Source organism: Roseicella aerolata, from assembly GCF_020523605.1.
Classification (GTDB): Bacteria; Pseudomonadota; Alphaproteobacteria; order Acetobacterales; family Acetobacteraceae; genus Paracraurococcus; species Paracraurococcus aerolatus.
In genome coordinates, this window is record NZ_JAJAQI010000194.1 from 1 (window position 1) to 524 (window position 524).

Annotated in this window: 1 protein-coding gene; it reads right to left on the minus strand. The window is 60.7% G+C overall.

The features are described from left to right. Positions 1 to 86: 86 nt before the first annotated feature. Positions 87 to 524 (minus strand): ATP-binding protein (locus LHA35_RS28525; protein ID WP_226615302.1); only part of this gene is annotated, 438 nt, incomplete at its 5' end.

A 524-nucleotide genomic window follows, 5' to 3' on the forward strand; every position in this document is an offset into this window, starting at 1 on the left:
TGTTGATTGCCACTGAGAGCTGACCCGGGATTGCCATGAGGATTTGACCCGGGTTGTGGCTGGAAGTTCGGGGTTTTCGGCTTCTGTCAGGTGGGTTGTGGCCTCCTTTCGTGCTTGGCTTGGGTGGCGGAGCTGTTCCTGAAGCGGAAGCTATCGTTGCCCGTCTCCAGGATGTGGCAGTGGTGGGTGAGCCGGTCGAGGAGTGCTGTGGTCATCTTGGCATCTCCGAAGATTGCCGCCCACTCACTGAAGCTGAGGTTCGTGGTGATGATGACGCTGGTCTGCTCGTACAGCTTGCTGAGGAGGTGAAACAGCAGGGCGCCACCTGAGGTGCTGAACGGCAGGTAGCCCAGTTCATCGAGGATCAGCAGATCGGTATGGAGCAGGCGAGCGGCAATCTGCCCGGCCTTCCCAGCACCTTTCTCCTGCTCGAGGGCGTTGACCAGTTCCACCGTGGAGAAGAACCGCACGCGCTTGCGGTGATGCTCGACGGCCTGGACGCCGAGCGCAGTGGCGATGTGGGT